Genomic DNA, 13,815 nt, shown 5'->3' with positions numbered 1-13,815 from the left:
AGTTGCCCTCGATCTCGGCGCGCAGGCCGTTGCCGAAGCCCCAGCCGATGCTGGCGACACCCGCGAAGCCCGGGTGCTTGTATTCCCAGCGCTGGCCTTCGGCGCGGGACTCCTGGTGGAAATTGAGGCCGGCACCGGCGCCGACATACAGGCCCGACACGGGCTGCGCCTGCGCGGCCACCGGCAGGGCCAGAACCGTCGCGGCCAGAAGGGCCTTCCTGAGGGTCATCCTCGCTTCTCCCGAATCGCCATCACCACGAACCATCATTCGGGGCGGGATTCGGTATGCCCAGAACGATGCCTGGGTGGAAGCTAACATCGTCCCGGTGGCATGAGCAGGTCGCCCATGCAACTTCGAGCTATATGTTGCAGGAAAAGCACGCAGGGGTGACGCGGAAGCCTCACAGACCCTTCAGCGTCGCCTCGTCCGGCATCCCGGCCAGCATGCCCAGGGGCAGCAGGCGGTTGGCATGCCCGATCTTGCGCCCGGGCCGGGCTTCCGACTTGCCGTAGAGATGCGGCACCACGCCGGGCGATCGCAGCAGGTCCGGCCAGCGGGCCATCCCCTCCGGCCCCACCAGGTTGCGCATGACCACGTCGTGGTGCCGGGAAGGATCGGCCAGCGGCAGGCCGGCCACCGCCCGCACATGCTGCTCGAACTGGCTGGCGGCGCAGCCATCCATGGTCCAGTGGCCCGAGTTATGCGGCCGTGGCGCGATCTCGTTGCCCAGCAACGTGCCATCCGGCAGCACGAACATCTCGAGCGCGAGGACGCCGACCAGGCCGAGGGCTTCGGCCACCGCGCCGGCATGCCGCCGGGCCGCGGCGGCCACCGGGGCCGGCAACCGGGCCGGCGCGAAGGAGAGGTCCAGGATGTGGTCGCGGTGGCGGTTCTCCACCGCGTCATAGGTCGCGGCGGCGCCATCGGCGCCCCGGGCGGCGATGGCCGAGACCTCCGCCGCGAAGGGCACGAAGGCCTCCAGGATCAAGGGCTTCGGCGACAGCCGGGCGAAGGCCGGCCCGGCATCCTCCGGCGACCGCAGCACCGCCTGGCCGCGGCCGTCATAGCCCAGCCGCGTGGTCTTCAGGACCGCCGGCAGGCCGATGGCGGCGATGGCGGCGGCCAGGTCGGCTTCGCCATGCACCGCCCGCCAGGGCGCGACCGGGACGCCGGCCGCCTCCAGGAAGGCCTTCTCCCGCAGCCGGTCCTGGCAGACCCGCAGCACCTCGACGCCCGGGCGGCAGGGCGCCAGCGGCTCCAGCGCCGCCAGCGTCTCGGCCGGGACATTCTCGAACTCGAAGGTGACGACATCCACCGCGGCGGCGAAGCGGGCGAGCGCCGCCGCATCCTCATAGGGCGCGACGATCGCGGCGGCGGCCACCTGCATGCCGGGGCTGTCCGCTTCCGGCGCATAGACATGGGAGCGATAGCCCAGCCGGGCCGCCGCCAGCGCCGACATGCGGCCAAGCTGCCCGCCGCCCAGGATGCCGATGGTGGCGCCCGGCGGCAGCGGGAAGCGGCCGGTCATGCCCGGTTGTCCGCCGGGGTCTCCGGCACGCCTTCGGTCTGCGCCGCCCGCCAGGCATCCAGCCGCGCCGCCAGCGCCGGGTCGGACAGCGCCAGGATGGCGGCCGCCAGCAACCCGGCATTGATCGCCCCCGCCCGGCCGATGGCCAGCGTCCCCACCGGCACGCCGCCCGGCATCTGCGCGATGGACAGCAGCGAATCCATGCCCTTCAGCGCATGGCTCTCGACCGGCACGCCGAGCACCGGCAGCGGGGTCATGGCGGCGGCCATGCCGGGCAGGTGGGCCGCGCCGCCGGCGCCGGCGATGATGACCTTCAGGCCGCGCCCACGGGCCCCCTCGGCATAGTCCACCAGCCGGGCCGGGGTGCGGTGGGCGGAGACCACCCGGGTCTCGTGCGGCACGCCCAGCCGCTCCAGCGTCTCGGCGGCGTGGCGCATCGTCTCCCAGTCGGAGCGGCTGCCCATGATGATGCCGACCAGCGGCGCGGCCCGGGTCATGTCGGTATCGGCCATCTAAGCGATGATGTCGGGGACCAGCCGGCTCTCCAGCCAGGCGATCTCGTCCTTCAGCTTCAGCTTGCGCTTCTTCAGGCGCTGGATCTGCAGCTGGTCGGCCAGGCTGTCGGACAGGCGGGCGATCACCGTGTCCAGGTCGCGGTGCTCGCTGCGCATCTCGTGGAGGCGGCGGAGCAGCGACTCGCGGTCGTCAAGCATCGGCAATGCGCTCGGAGGTGAAAGGGGGCGTGCATTCGCCGCCCGGGGGCCATTACCATGCCCCGGCGCGGTGGCAACAGCTTGGCCGTGCCGGCCGGCTGCCCCCCTGCGTGACACACGGCCAGGGAGATGCCGAATGAATCACTCGCCGAGGCTCCGGTCCCTCGAGGAGCGGCACGCGGTGCTTGACCGCCAGATCGGCGAGGAGGATGCGCGACCGAAGCCCGACGAGGCGGAGCTCCACCGGCTGAAACGGGAAAAGTTGCGGATCAAGGAGGAGCTCGAGAGGCTCCGCAAGGAGAACTGACCCGCCCGCTGGCGCTGGCCCGGCGCCGCGCCCCTGCCGACCGGCCCCCGGCCCGGCCGGCCGCCGGGTCGGGCAGCGGTCACGCCTTGTCGGCGGCCGGCGAAGCCGGCCGCGGTGCCGCAGGGCGACCGTCGCGGCCGGACCACATCGGCGTCGCCCCGGGACGTCGATGGGCTCGCGCCACGCGGCAGGCCGAGGCCCTGGATCCATGTACCCCGGCGCCACCGGGCGCCTGCAGGCATCCAAGCGATAGCAGCGGTCAGCGAGGCTGACCGCCGGTCTCAGGCGGCCGTCGTCTCCTCATCCGCCAGCGGCGGCGGGGCGAGATGCGCCGGCCGCTCCCCGGCGGCAGCGATGGCGGCGTTCAGGTCGCCCTGGCTGCAGAGGCCGAGGATCACCGGGTCGCGCGGCTTGATGTTGGCGCTGTTCCAGTGGGTGCGGTCCCGCACCTTGGCGATCGTCTCCTTGGTGGTGCCAAGCAGCTTGCCGATCGCCGCATCGGTCAGATGCGGGTAGTGCCGCAGCACCCAGGCGATGGCGTCCGGCCGGTCGTTCCGCTTGGAGACGGGCGTGTACTTCGCCCCCTTGCCCCGCGCCTTCGGGACCGGCAGGGCGCTGGTGGAAAGCTGCAGCCGGGCGGCGGAATCGCCCTCGCAACGGGCGATCTCCTCCCGCGTCAGCTGGCCGTTGAGCACCGGATCGTAGCCGATGATGCCCTGCGCCACTTCGCCATCCGCGATGGCCTGCACCTCCAGCGGGTGCATGCCGACGAAATCGGCCACCTGCTCGAAGGTGAGCGACGTCTTCTCGATAAGCCACACCGCGGTGGCCTTCGGCATCAGGGGCTGGGTCATGGGGGCGGTACCTTCTCGGGCGGGGCCGGGGCGGGCCGGACATCCCCGCCTGTCAGTCGGCCGGGATATAGAGGCGGCCCCGGGCAGGGTCAAAGCCCGGCATGCGACAGGAGGACAGGGATGATGGAGGAGGAACGACCCCGCCCGGCCACAGGCTTCGCGCCAGCCGTGCTGGACAGCTGGGGGGTGGCGGAGCTGCGGCACTATATCGGTCAGCTCCGGGCCGAGATCGAGCGCGCCGAGGGCGCCATCCGCCGGCGGGAGGCGGATCGCAGCGCGGCGGATGCCTTCTTCCGCCCACCCTCGGGCAGCTGACCGCCCGCATCCCGCCGCCGGGTCCGTGCCCAGCCCGCGCGTCGCCCGCGCCTGGCGCCGCCATGGCGGACCGGGGCTCGGGCGTGCCCCGGCCGCGCGGCCCCAGGCGGCGCACCTCCAGGCGGCACGGCCCGCGGACCACGCCACCGGCGCCGTCCCGCCCAAGGGGCGGGATCGAGACGGGGCATGTCCCCCGCCGGACGGCGCATCGTGGTTGCCCTGCGACAGGGGATCGGAGCCGGCGTCCCGGCCATCCGCATCCCTCCCGGGATCCGGCCCACCGCGGGACGCGCCGGTCACGCCGGGTGATAGGTCTCGATCCGCAATTCGCGCAGGGTCAGGTCCTGCGCGGTGCCGAGGGTGGCGATGGTGGTCAGGAAGCGCTTCGGCCCGTCCGGCGCCTGGAAGGCCACCGGCACCACCAGCGGCGCCGCGGCACCCAGCGGCCGTTGCCGGATCAGGGCGGCGATCCCGGGCTGCGCCAGCGCCTCCTCGATCGGTGGGCGGCGGGCCGGATCGGCGGTGGGGAGACGCGCCTCCCGCTGCACCCGGTCGAGCAGCGCGCGCGCCACCTCCGGCCAATTCGCCAGCAGCCGGCGGGCGCCGGCCGGATGGCAGAGCAGCCGCAGCAGGTTCGGCCGCGGCGCCGGCAGCAGGGCGAGAACGGGCCGCGGCATGGTCCCGGCCCCGGGGTCGGCGCCAGCCGCCAGGCAGGCATCGAGCGCCGGCGCATAGGCCTGGTTCACCATCACCACATCCCAGGCGGCGTCGAAGGCCACCGCCGGCAGCGGGTCGTGCCGCGCCAGGATCAGCCGCAGCGCCGCCAGCACCTCCGCCATCGCCGGCGCTTCCAGCGGCGTCTCGCGATGCGCCGGGGCATGCCCGGCGGCCAGGAGCACGCCATCCGCCTCGCGCGGCGGAAGGCCCAGCGCTTCGCAGAGCCGCAGGACAAGGCCGGGGCTGGGGCGCGACTTGCCGGTCTCGACATAGCTGAGATGGCGGGGAGAGATGCCCGCCTCCAGCGCCAGGTGCATCTGGCTGAACCGCCGGGCGCGGCGGGCGGCGGCGAGCAGGCCCCCGGCGCCGGCCGGGCCGGCGGCGGAGGCGGGGCTGAGGAAACCGTCCATCCACAAAGCCTCGCGCGCCGGCGGCGCGAATTCCATGACCTGCGAGGTCATGACGGCACGGCGGGCCACGGCGCCTGTCGCCTCGGCTTCACCGACCCGGCCGGCGCCTTCGTGCGGGGCCGGATGCCGAACCGAGCCGTGATTTGCCGCCCGGCCTCGTGCCGCGCGGCCTGCAAACCATGCCAGGCGCGCCACGATCCCGCGCACCCGGCCAATCCGCCGATGCGCGCCGGTCCGCGTCTCCAACCGCCATCCGATCGGGCTTCGGCGCGCCGGTCGCTCCGCCCGTGACGAGGCGCCTGTAGCGCGGGATGGTTGATCCCCCGGCTTCGGCCGGAATGAGCACGCCCCCCACATGCGGAAAGGGCCGGCGGGTTCCCCCGCCGGCCCAGGATCAGACCTGTCCTGTGCCCTGGCCGCTCAGGCAGCCTGGGCCTGGGTCCCCTGCTCATTCGCCTCGATCCGCGCCTGCGGCCGGCCGGCCTGCACCGGGATCTGGCGCGGCTTCAGCGCCTCCGGCACCACCCGCTTCAGGGCGAGCTGCAACAGGCCGTTCTCCAGCGTCGCGCCATCGACCACGATGTGGTCGGCCAGCACGAAGCGGCGCTCGAAGGCGCGGCCGGCGATACCGCGGTAGAGGAAGCTGCGCCCGTCCTCGGCCTGCGGCGCGCGGCCGGCGACGGTCAGCACATTCTCCCGCGCCACCACCTCGATGTCGCCCGGGCCGAAGCCGGCGACGGCCATGGTCAGGACATAGGTATCCTCACCGGTCTTCTCGATGTTGTAGGGCGGGTAGCTCTGCGCATCGCCGGCGCTGCGGGCGGTCTCGAGCTGGCGGACCAGCCGGTCGAAGCCGATGGCGGTGCGGAACAGGGGGGAGAAATCATAGGCGTTCATGTCGAACCTCCTCGAGGAAGCAAGGTCGATGATGCGATCGCCACCCGACCCTGGAACGGCCCCAGAGCGGGCGCCGCGGCGGGCGGGAAGCGGCCCCGAGGCCCCGTCCGGGCGCCTCGTGCCCGCCAGACATGGAAAACGCCGCACCCCGGTTCAAGGGGGGCGGCGTTGCCTTCGGGCGGGCGTCTCGATGGATGACTTGGCCGTCCGGACCGCGCGCAAGCCGCCGCAGGGCCCGGCACCCGAGCAGGGTGCCCGACGCGGTGATCCGGCGGTCACGCCGCCCCCGCCGGCATCAACCCGACGGGCGATAGCCGCACGGGCAGCCCGGTCGCAGCGCGGCGATCGCCGCGGCAGGGCGCCGCCGTCCGCTCGGCGCGAGGCCACCGGGCTTCGGCCGGCCCGTCCTGCGGCAGGCCAGCCGGATGGCGAGCCTATTTCTTCCGCATGCCGATGCTGGCGAACCTCTTGTTGAACTTGGCCACCTGCCCGCCGGTGTCGATCACCCGCTGCACGCCGGTCCAGGCCGGGTGCGACTTCGGGTCGATGTCCAGGCGGATGGTGTCGCCCTCCTTCCCGTAGCAGGACCGGGTCTTGAAGGTCGTCCCATCGGTCATGACGATGGAGATCTCGTGGTACTCGGGATGGATGTCGGGCTTCATGGCGCGCTCATGCGATCAGGCGCAGCCGATACCGACCGGCCGCGGGAAGCGGGCGCTATAGGGGACGGGGGGGCGGGAAGCAACCTTCGCAACATCCCGCAGGCCGAGCCCCGGGCGCCCACCCCTCCCGATCGCCGCCGTGCAAGGCGCGGCGCTGGAGACGTGGTGCCCGGGCGTGTCCCGCAAGCCGCCACAGCGGAAGGCCTGCGCGCCTCGCCGGGGGACCTCGAACAGCCTCTCCGCATGCCGGTACGGGTCATGGCCATGGTCGGGGGAGCAGTCCCCCGGCGGCTTCGGCCCCCTGTCCTGGCCAGGGGGTGCGGGCGGCAGCGGCCATGCCGGCATCCTGCTGCCACCGGGGCGGGCTGGCGAGGCGGGCGCGGCCCCGGCAATTCGGCCCTGGACGTCCCGCGGGCCGCTGTCTAGGGTGCCGCCAGCCATGCAACCCCGCGCGCCCATCGCCGGCCTGACCTGCGGCCTTCCCGCCGCGGGCCGCGCGCGCGCCCTGCTTCCCCTCCTCCTTCGACTTAGCCGCCCCTGGGCCTGACGCCCGGCTGACCGCCGGCGACTCGCTCAGGGGAACCTGGGGCGCCGTATGCGCGCCCGCCCGGCTGCACCCGATCCTCCGAAGGAATGCCCCCATGGCCATCACCCATCCCAGCTTCGGCACGCTGGAACCCGACCGCATCATCATCTTCGACACCACGCTGCGCGATGGCGAGCAGTCGCCCGGCTTCTCCATGAACATCCAGGAGAAGCTGCGCATGGCCGAGGCGCTGGCAGAACTCGGCGTCGACGTCATGGAGGCCGGCTTCCCCATCGCCTCCCCCGGCGACTTCGAGAGCGTGCAGGAGATCGCCAAGCGCTTCTCCAAGGACGGGCCGGTGGTCTGCGGCCTCGCCCGCACCTCCCCGGCCGACATCCTGGCGGCGGCCGAGGCGGTGAAGCCCGCCGCCCGCAAGCGCATCCACAGCTTCGTCTCGACCAGCCCGCTGCACATGCGGGTCAAGCTGCGGATGGAGCCGGAGGCGGTGCTCGACCTGGTGACCGCCAGCGTCTCGCTCGCCCGCCAGCACACCGACGACGTCGAATGGTCGGCCGAGGACGGCACCCGCACCGAGCCGGACTTCCTCTGCCGCTGCGTCGAGGCGGCGATCAAGGCGGGCGCGACCACGATCAACATCCCCGACACCGTCGGCTATGCGGTGCCGGAGGACATGATCCGCATCTTCACCATGGTCCGCGAACGGGTGCCGGGCGCCGACAAGGTCGTCTTCTCCGCCCACAACCACAACGACCTGGGCCTGGCGGTGGCGAACACCCTGGCGGCCATCCGCGCCGGCGTCCGGCAGATCGAGAGCACGATCAACGGGATCGGCGAGCGGGCCGGCAATGCCAGCCTGGAGGAGGTGGTGATGGCGCTGCGCACGCGGCACGACGCCATCCCGGTGACCAACGGCGTCACCACCGAGCGCATCCTCAAGACCAGCAAGCTGCTGGCCACCATCACCGGCTTCGACGTGCAGCCGAACAAGGCGATCGTCGGCCGCAACGCCTTCGCGCATGAAAGCGGCATCCACCAGGACGGCGTGCTGAAGGATGCCTCGACCTACGAGATCATGACGCCGGAAAGCGTCGGCTGGTCCACCAACTCCCTCGTGCTGGGCAAGCACAGCGGCCGCGCCGCCTTCCGCGACAAGCTGAAGGCCATGGGCTACGAGGGCATCGGCGACAACCAGTTGAACGACGCCTTCCGCCGCTTCAAGGACCTCGCCGACCGCAAGAAGGTCGTCTACGACGAGGATGTCGCCGCGCTGGTCGACGACGAGGTGGTGCGCGGCAACGACCGGGTGAAGCTGGTCGGGCTGACGGTGGCCACCGGCCTGGGCGTGCGGCCGATGGCGACGCTGGCCCTCGAGGTGGACGGGGAAAGGCGGGACGGCACGGCGACCGGCGACGGCGCGGTGGACGCGACCTTCATCGCCATCCGCCAAGCCTTCCCGCACGAGGTCAGCCTGAAGCTCTATGCCGTGCAGAGCGTGACCAGCGGCACGGATGCGCAGGCGCGCGTCACCGTGCGGCTGGAGGAGCATGGCAAGCTGGTGGACGGCCAGGGCGCCGATACCGACACCATCGTCGCCTCGGCCCGCGCCTATGTGCATGCGCTGAACAAGCTGCTGGCGAAGCGCGAGCGGACGGCGCCGCCGGAGTTCCAGCCCGCGCTCTCGGCCTGACGGCGCCCGGGGAACGCGCCTTGGCGCGGCACCGGGTCGCCCCGGTGCCGCGCGGTCACTCGTCCTTCGAAGCCTTGTCGTCCTCGATCATCCGGAGCAGCGCGTCCGGGATCGGTTCTTTTGCAACCGTATCGTATAATTGATGCAGCCCACGGCTGAGCCACAGGTCGAAGGCGCCATCCACCGCCTCGCCCTCCTCTTCCGGGCGAGCCTTCTCAGGCTTCCCTGCGCGTTTCTGATCCGTCTTGCCCATCGCCATTGCCGAGAAAGACGGGGTGGCGGCGGGCCGTTCCAGCACCGCCGCCCCGCTCCGTGTCATGGCACCCTAGACTCCGGCGCGGAACTCGCCAATGGTCGTCGTTTCGGAACGCTCCGGCCGCGGCAGCTGCCGCTCGGACCGCTCCTCACCGGCCAGCCAGGTCTGCAGCTGGCGGCGGGCGCGGAAGACCCGGCTCTTCGCCGTGCCCACGGCGCAGCCGGTCGCCTGGGCCACTTCCTCGTAGGACAGGCCCTGCAGCACCACCATGAACAACGCCTCGCGCTGGTCGGCCGGCAACCGGCCGAGGGCGCGCGACAGCTCCTTCAGCACCATTCGGTCCTCATGCGCCGCGGACACCGCGAAGGCGGACATCGGCAGGTCCTCGATGTCGGTCGTCTCGCGCTGCTTGCGCAGGGTGGAGATGAAGCGGTTGCGGAGGATGCGATGCATCCAGGCGGCGAAATTGGTGCCGGGCGTGAAGCTCTCCTGCGCCGCCAGCGCATTCGCGACCGCATCCTGCACCAGGTCCTCGGCAGCGGCGCGGTTGCGGGTCAGCGCCAGCGCCTGCACCCGAAGCTTCGGCAGCAGCGCGACGAGCTGGTCGTGGAATTCCTTGCTGGCGCGGCCGCCACGCTGCGGCTTGGTCTGCGTGGTGTTGGTCATGCCGTCCATGGTGCATCCCCTCGTCTGGCGATCTGCCTGAGAGTGATCGGGCCGGACGGAGGGTTGCATCGCGGCGGCGTTACGCCGTCACACGTCCGAGAGCGACGGCGAGCAGCTTGCGGGCGCGCGACACGCGCGCCTTCATGGTGCCGACCGGCACCTTGCAGATGGCCGCGGCCTGCTGGTGCGACATGCCCTGGGCACCCACCAGGATCACGGCTTCGCGCAGCAGCGGCGGCAGTTCCTTCAAGGCCTGCGCCAGGTCGCGGATCTGGCCGGGCGTCTCCTGCGGCGGCGGCGAGGGCGGGTCCGGCACCACCTGCTGCAGCCGCGCCTGTTCCCGCTTCCGGGCGCGCAGGCCTTCATGGAAGGTGTTGCGGATGGTGGCCAGGCACCAGGCCCGCAGGTCCTCGACCGGCTCCTCCCGCGCGTCCAGGCTGCGCAGGGTGCGCGCCAGCGACTCCTGCACCAGGTCGTCGGCCTCCTGCGCCGACCCGCAGAGGAAGCGGGCGAAGGCGCGCAGGTCGGGCAACAATCCCGCGAGCGCGCCGCGCAGTCCCTGATCCGTGGCTTGTTCCTTCACCGGACGCTCAATATCAACCGGGATGCATGTCAACGAGGGTTCCGGACCCGCGCACCGGATGACATCCCGAAGAGCGGCCGAGGGCAGGATGCGATGAGTGCGATGGACCGTGGCGCGCTGATCCGCGCGCTGCCCTATGCAAGACGATATGCCAGGGCGCTGACCGGCAGCCAGGCCGGGGGCGACGAGGTGGTGGCCCAGGCGCTGCGCGCCGTGCTCGCCACCCCGGGTGAAACCCTGGCCCGCGATGCGGAAGCGCGGACCGCCCTCTATGGTGCCATCGGCGACCAGGTGCGCCAGTCCCAACCGCAGCCGGCCGCCACCCTGGCGCCGGGCGACGACATGTCCCTGCTGCAGCGGATGCTGCTGCTGCTGACCGCGCTGGAGGAGCAGCCGCTGACCGCCGCCGCCGCGGCCTGCCGCGTGCCGCCGGCCACGGCGGAGCTGGAACTGCGGCTGGCGCGGGACAGCCTGCGGACCGGGGTCGCCACCCGGGTGCTGATCATCGAGGACGAGCCGATCATCGCCCTCGACATCCAGGAACTGGTGGAGCGCTGCGGCCACAGCGTGGTCGGCATCGCCGCGACCGAGGCGGAGGCGGTGTCGCTGGCCGAGGCGGAGAAGCCCGGGCTGGTGCTGGCGGATATCAATCTCGGCGCCGGCGGCGACGGCGCGTCCGCGGTGGCGCGCATCCTGCGGCATCTCACCGCGCCGGTGATCTTCGTGACGGCCTATCCCGAGCGGTTGCTGACCGGCGAGGCGGTGGAGCCCGCCTTCGTCATCACCAAGCCCTTCGACCCGACCACCCTGGCAGTCGCCACCTTCCAGGCCGTGACGCGGGGCGTGCGGCCGGTCTGACCGCCGCCGGCGCGGCGCCCGCCACCGGATCTGCCGCCGCCCCCGCGTGGCCGGCGCCCGGCGCCGCATCCCGGTTCGTTGAGCATCGGCAACCGCCCCCCGGCAACGGCGTTTCCTGCGCCACCCGGAACGGAGGACGCCCATGCTGTACTGGACCCTGATTTTCCTCGTCGTCGCGCTGGTGGCCGGACTGTTCGGCTTCGGCGGCATCGCCTCGGCCTCGGCCGGCATCGCCAAGGTCCTGTTCGCGATCTTCATCGTGCTGTTCCTGGTCTCGCTGGTCTTCGGCAGCATCCGCACCTGACCATGCGGCGGCGCGGCGCGCTGATCCTGGCGCTGCTCCCGGCCGGGGCGATCGGGCGGCCCCGGCCCGCCCCGGCGCAGGCCGCGCCGCGCGGGGAGTTCTGGTTCGACCCGACCCAGCTTCCCTCCTTCACCGGCACGGTGGAGCGCTTCCTGCCCAATCCGCGTGGCGAGACCGACGGCCTGATCTTCCGCGAAGGGCCGCAGATCGTCTTCCCGCCCGATATCGCCGAGGCGGTGCGCCAGGTCGCGCCCCCTGGCCGGCCGCTGGTGGCCTGGGGCATCCGCGCCCGCGGCGCGCCGGTCATCACCATGCTGGCCTTCGCCGCGGCGGCCGACCAGGAGCCGCGGATGGTGGACCGGTTCTACTGGCGCTTCGGCGGCCGCCAGCCGCCCGAGCAGGCGCGGATGCTGGCGGTCGCCGGCACAGTCAAGCAGCCCTACTATGCCCCGCAGGGCGAGGTTGCGGGCGCCATCCTGGAGGATGGCACGGTCGTCGCCGTCCCCCCCGGCGCGGCGGACGGCGTGCGGGACCTGCTGAAGGCCGGCGCGAAGCTGGCGGCGGAAGGCCCGGGGCAGGAGGGCGAGGCGGGGCGCGCCCTTCTGGCCCGCGCGCTGGGCCCGGCGCCGGACGCGCTGAAGCCGATCGCCCCGCCGCCAGCCCGCTGAGCCGCCGATGCCCACCGACCTTTCCCCGCCGGACCCGCCGCCGGAAGGCTTCCTGCGCCGCTTCGGGCGGCTCGCCGCGCTGTATTTCAACGGCGCGGAGAAGCGGCAAGCTCGCCTCCTCGCGGCCGGGGTGCTGCTGCTGACGCTGCTGCAGATCGCCATCCAGGTCCGCTTCAACATCTGGAACCGCGATTTCTTCAACGCGCTGGAGAACCGCGACCGCCCGGCCTTCTTCGGCCAGATGGGGCTGTTCCTGGTGCTGACGATCGCCAGCATGGTGACCGCGGTCTTCCAGCTTTACGTGCGGCAACTGCTGCAGCTGCACTGGCGGCGTTGGCTGGTCTTCCGGCTGCAGCACCGCTGGCTGGCGGATGGCCGGCACTACCAGCTGAACTTCCTGGAAGGCGCGGCCGACAACCCGGACCAGCGCATCAGCGAGAACACCCGCTGGGCCACCGCCATGGCGGTGGACATGGCGGTCGGCCTCGTCACCTCCCTCCTCATGCTGGTCAGCTTTGTCGGCATCCTCTGGACGCTGTCGGGCCCGCTGCATGTGGCACTCGGCGCGACCGAGTTCGACATCCCCGGCTACATGGTCTGGGCGGCGCTGCTCTATGCGCTGGTCGGCAGCTTCCTGACCTGGCGGATCGGCCTGCCGATGGTCGAGGCCAATATCCGCCGCAACCAGGCCGAGAGCGACCACCGCTTCGCCCTGGTGCGCCTGCGCGAGAGCAGCGAGGGCGTCGCGCTGATCCGCGGCGAGGCCGACGAGGAACGCGGCCTGCGCCACGCCTTCGGCCAGGTGGTGCAGGTCATGAAGGACCTGATGCGCAGCGAGCGCAACCTGATGTGGCTGACCAGCGCCTATGGCATGCTGCTGACCGTCTTTCCCGTCCTGGTCGCCAGCCCGCGCTTCTTCTCCGGCGCCATCACGCTTGGCGTGCTGATGCAGATCTCCTCCGCCTTCGGCCAGGTGACCAGCAGCCTGAACTGGTTCGTGGACAATTTCCCCCGCATCGCCGACTGGCGCAGCCATGTCGAGCGGGTGATCGAGCTGGAGGACACGCTGGCGGCGGAGGAGCTGGCCGATGCCGGCAGCCGCATCGCGGTCGAGGAAGGCGCCGCGCCGGACGGGCGGGAGGTCCTCGCCTTCCGCGGCCTGCAGATCGCGCAATCCGACGGCAGCACGCTGATCGCGGAAGCGAATGCCGAGATCGCCGCCGGCGAAAAGGTGCTGATCGTCGGCGAAAGCGGGACGGGCAAGTCCACCCTGTTCCGCGCCATCGCCGGGCTCTGGCCCTGGGGCGCGGGGGAGATCCGCATCCCGCCGCGCGAGAACATGATGTTCATGCCGCAGCGGCCCTACCTGCCGCTCGGCACGCTCGCCTCGGCGCTGACCTATCCGCTGCCGCCGAAGCGCTTCCCGGATGCGGCGCAGCACGCCGCGCTGACGCGCTGCGGGCTGGAGCACCTGATCCCCCGCCTGGCGGAGGAGGAGCGCTGGGACCGCATCCTTTCGCTCGGCGAGCAGCAGCGTCTGGCCTTCGCCCGTCTGCTGCTGCACCGGCCCGGCTGGGTCTTCATGGACGAGGCGACGGCGGCGCTGGACGAGGCGAACCAGGACGCGATGATGCGGCTCTTCCGCGAGGAATTGGCCGACAGCGCGCTGGTCTCCATCGGCCATCGCCCTGGGCTGGATGCCTATCACGACCGCACGCTGACCCTGGTACGCGGGACAGACGGCGCCAGGCTGACGACGCGCCGCCGCCCGGCGGCGCCGCGGGGCGATGCCGCGCTGCCGGCCGCGCGGTCGGCGCTGCGGCGCCTGCTGCGGGGCCGCGG

The 13,815-nt window shown here is 72.5% G+C and carries 17 protein-coding genes and 1 pseudogene; 7 read left to right on the top strand and 11 right to left on the bottom strand.

Annotated features, from left to right (window positions below; genetic code table 11):
• From E2C05_RS21140 to E2C05_RS21125, 4 genes and pseudogenes are all read right to left on the bottom strand, one after another.
• Positions 1 to 229, bottom strand: a pseudogene (locus E2C05_RS21140) (OmpA family protein); the annotation flags it as partial.
• 172 nt (positions 230 to 401) lie between these two features.
• A complete protein-coding gene (locus tag E2C05_RS21135; RefSeq protein ID WP_133221635.1) occupies positions 402 to 1,529 on the bottom strand; it encodes a 5-(carboxyamino)imidazole ribonucleotide synthase in 1,128 nt (375 codons plus the stop codon).
• Positions 1,526 to 2,041: a 5-(carboxyamino)imidazole ribonucleotide mutase gene (gene purE / locus E2C05_RS21130; RefSeq protein ID WP_200305808.1), complete on the bottom strand. Its 516-nt coding sequence runs from the start codon at positions 2,039 to 2,041 to the stop codon at positions 1,526 to 1,528. The genes E2C05_RS21135 and purE overlap by 4 nt, the downstream gene beginning before the upstream one ends.
• On the bottom strand, positions 2,042 to 2,242 hold the full coding sequence (locus E2C05_RS21125) for a YdcH family protein (RefSeq protein WP_133221634.1): 201 nt from the start codon (positions 2,240 to 2,242) through the stop codon (positions 2,042 to 2,044).
• Between the two features lie 136 nt (positions 2,243 to 2,378).
• Between E2C05_RS21125 and E2C05_RS21120 the strand changes: the two genes are divergently transcribed.
• Positions 2,379 to 2,549, top strand: a complete 171-nt coding sequence (locus tag E2C05_RS21120; protein ID WP_133221633.1) for a YdcH family protein — start codon at positions 2,379 to 2,381, stop codon at positions 2,547 to 2,549.
• Positions 2,550 to 2,830: 281 nt separating this feature from the next.
• Here the strand turns inward: E2C05_RS21120 and E2C05_RS21115 are convergent, their stop codons facing one another.
• Entirely contained in the window at positions 2,831 to 3,403 is a 573-nt protein-coding gene (locus E2C05_RS21115; protein WP_133221632.1) for a DUF1013 domain-containing protein, read from the bottom strand.
• Between the two features lie 123 nt (positions 3,404 to 3,526).
• On the opposite strand from E2C05_RS21115, the gene E2C05_RS21110 reads away from it, so the two are divergent.
• Positions 3,527 to 3,718 (top strand): DUF1192 domain-containing protein, encoded by a 192-nt coding sequence (locus E2C05_RS21110; protein WP_133221631.1) that lies wholly within the window; start codon positions 3,527 to 3,529, stop codon positions 3,716 to 3,718.
• Positions 3,719 to 4,014: 296 nt separating this feature from the next.
• Here the strand turns inward: E2C05_RS21110 and E2C05_RS21105 are convergent, their stop codons facing one another.
• From E2C05_RS21105 to rpmE, 3 genes are all read right to left on the bottom strand, one after another.
• Positions 4,015 to 4,896, bottom strand: a complete 882-nt coding sequence (locus tag E2C05_RS21105; RefSeq protein ID WP_205082932.1) for a helix-turn-helix domain-containing protein — start codon at positions 4,894 to 4,896, stop codon at positions 4,015 to 4,017.
• A gap of 369 nt (positions 4,897 to 5,265) precedes the next feature.
• Complete coding sequence (locus E2C05_RS21100) at positions 5,266 to 5,742, bottom strand: Hsp20 family protein (RefSeq protein ID WP_133221629.1); 477 nt, start codon at positions 5,740 to 5,742, stop codon at positions 5,266 to 5,268.
• 434 nt (positions 5,743 to 6,176) lie between these two features.
• Entirely contained in the window at positions 6,177 to 6,404 is a 228-nt protein-coding gene (rpmE, locus tag E2C05_RS21095; protein ID WP_133221628.1) for a 50S ribosomal protein L31, read from the bottom strand.
• Positions 6,405 to 7,045: 641 nt separating this feature from the next.
• Between rpmE and E2C05_RS21090 the strand changes: the two genes are divergently transcribed.
• Positions 7,046 to 8,638 (top strand): 2-isopropylmalate synthase, encoded by a 1,593-nt coding sequence (locus E2C05_RS21090; RefSeq protein WP_133221627.1) that lies wholly within the window; start codon positions 7,046 to 7,048, stop codon positions 8,636 to 8,638.
• Between the two features lie 55 nt (positions 8,639 to 8,693).
• Here the strand turns inward: E2C05_RS21090 and E2C05_RS21085 are convergent, their stop codons facing one another.
• From E2C05_RS21085 to E2C05_RS21075, 3 genes are all read right to left on the bottom strand, one after another.
• On the bottom strand, positions 8,694 to 8,957 hold the full coding sequence (locus E2C05_RS21085) for a NepR family anti-sigma factor (RefSeq protein ID WP_192912497.1): 264 nt from the start codon (positions 8,955 to 8,957) through the stop codon (positions 8,694 to 8,696).
• A gap of 6 nt (positions 8,958 to 8,963) precedes the next feature.
• Positions 8,964 to 9,560, bottom strand: a complete 597-nt coding sequence (locus E2C05_RS21080; RefSeq protein ID WP_133221637.1) for a sigma-70 family RNA polymerase sigma factor — start codon at positions 9,558 to 9,560, stop codon at positions 8,964 to 8,966.
• Between the two features lie 79 nt (positions 9,561 to 9,639).
• Positions 9,640 to 10,143 (bottom strand): sigma-70 family RNA polymerase sigma factor, encoded by a 504-nt coding sequence (locus E2C05_RS21075; RefSeq protein WP_240046816.1) that lies wholly within the window; start codon positions 10,141 to 10,143, stop codon positions 9,640 to 9,642.
• A 93-nt stretch (positions 10,144 to 10,236) separates the two neighbouring features.
• On the opposite strand from E2C05_RS21075, the gene E2C05_RS21070 reads away from it, so the two are divergent.
• The 4 genes from E2C05_RS21070 to E2C05_RS21055 all read left to right on the top strand — a co-directional run.
• On the top strand, positions 10,237 to 11,001 hold the full coding sequence (locus tag E2C05_RS21070; RefSeq protein WP_133221626.1) for a PhyR family response regulator anti-anti-sigma factor: 765 nt from the start codon (positions 10,237 to 10,239) through the stop codon (positions 10,999 to 11,001).
• Positions 11,002 to 11,143: 142 nt separating this feature from the next.
• On the top strand, positions 11,144 to 11,305 hold the full coding sequence (locus E2C05_RS21065; RefSeq protein ID WP_133221625.1) for a DUF1328 domain-containing protein: 162 nt from the start codon (positions 11,144 to 11,146) through the stop codon (positions 11,303 to 11,305).
• 2 nt (positions 11,306 to 11,307) lie between these two features.
• On the top strand, positions 11,308 to 11,973 hold the full coding sequence (locus E2C05_RS21060; protein ID WP_133221624.1) for a hypothetical protein: 666 nt from the start codon (positions 11,308 to 11,310) through the stop codon (positions 11,971 to 11,973).
• Positions 11,974 to 11,980: 7 nt separating this feature from the next.
• A partial coding sequence (locus tag E2C05_RS21055) for an ABC transporter ATP-binding protein/permease (protein ID WP_133221623.1) occupies positions 11,981 to 13,815 on the top strand: 1,835 nt, incomplete at its 3' end.

The organism is Paracraurococcus ruber (genome assembly GCF_004353985.1).
Classification (GTDB): domain Bacteria; phylum Pseudomonadota; class Alphaproteobacteria; order Acetobacterales; family Acetobacteraceae; genus Paracraurococcus; species Paracraurococcus ruber.
The sequence above is the reverse complement of the archived record's forward strand: the minus strand, read 5'-3'. Positions and strand labels throughout refer to the sequence as shown.

Excerpts from the sequence above, each read along its gene's own strand:
- E2C05_RS21090 (WP_133221627.1), top strand. The coding sequence starts at position 7,046 with ATGGCCATCACCCATCCCAGCTTCGGCACGCTGGAACCCGACCGCATC.
- E2C05_RS21120 (WP_133221633.1), top strand. The coding sequence starts at position 2,379 with ATGAATCACTCGCCGAGGCTCCGGTCCCTCGAGGAGCGGCACGCGGTG.
- E2C05_RS21070 (WP_133221626.1), top strand. The coding sequence starts at position 10,237 with ATGAGTGCGATGGACCGTGGCGCGCTGATCCGCGCGCTGCCCTATGCA.
- E2C05_RS21105 (WP_205082932.1), bottom strand. The coding sequence starts at position 4,896 with ATGACCTCGCAGGTCATGGAATTCGCGCCGCCGGCGCGCGAGGCTTTG.
- E2C05_RS21135 (WP_133221635.1), bottom strand. The coding sequence starts at position 1,529 with ATGACCGGCCGCTTCCCGCTGCCGCCGGGCGCCACCATCGGCATCCTG.
- E2C05_RS21110 (WP_133221631.1), top strand. The coding sequence starts at position 3,527 with ATGGAGGAGGAACGACCCCGCCCGGCCACAGGCTTCGCGCCAGCCGTG.
- E2C05_RS21100 (WP_133221629.1), bottom strand. The coding sequence starts at position 5,742 with ATGAACGCCTATGATTTCTCCCCCCTGTTCCGCACCGCCATCGGCTTC.
- rpmE (WP_133221628.1), bottom strand. The coding sequence starts at position 6,404 with ATGAAGCCCGACATCCATCCCGAGTACCACGAGATCTCCATCGTCATG.
- E2C05_RS21080 (WP_133221637.1), bottom strand. The coding sequence starts at position 9,560 with ATGACCAACACCACGCAGACCAAGCCGCAGCGTGGCGGCCGCGCCAGC.
- E2C05_RS21060 (WP_133221624.1), top strand. The coding sequence starts at position 11,308 with ATGCGGCGGCGCGGCGCGCTGATCCTGGCGCTGCTCCCGGCCGGGGCG.
- E2C05_RS21125 (WP_133221634.1), bottom strand. The coding sequence starts at position 2,242 with ATGCTTGACGACCGCGAGTCGCTGCTCCGCCGCCTCCACGAGATGCGC.
- purE (WP_200305808.1), bottom strand. The coding sequence starts at position 2,041 with ATGGCCGATACCGACATGACCCGGGCCGCGCCGCTGGTCGGCATCATC.
- E2C05_RS21065 (WP_133221625.1), top strand. The coding sequence starts at position 11,144 with ATGCTGTACTGGACCCTGATTTTCCTCGTCGTCGCGCTGGTGGCCGGA.
- E2C05_RS21085 (WP_192912497.1), bottom strand. The coding sequence starts at position 8,957 with ATGACACGGAGCGGGGCGGCGGTGCTGGAACGGCCCGCCGCCACCCCG.
- E2C05_RS21115 (WP_133221632.1), bottom strand. The coding sequence starts at position 3,403 with ATGACCCAGCCCCTGATGCCGAAGGCCACCGCGGTGTGGCTTATCGAG.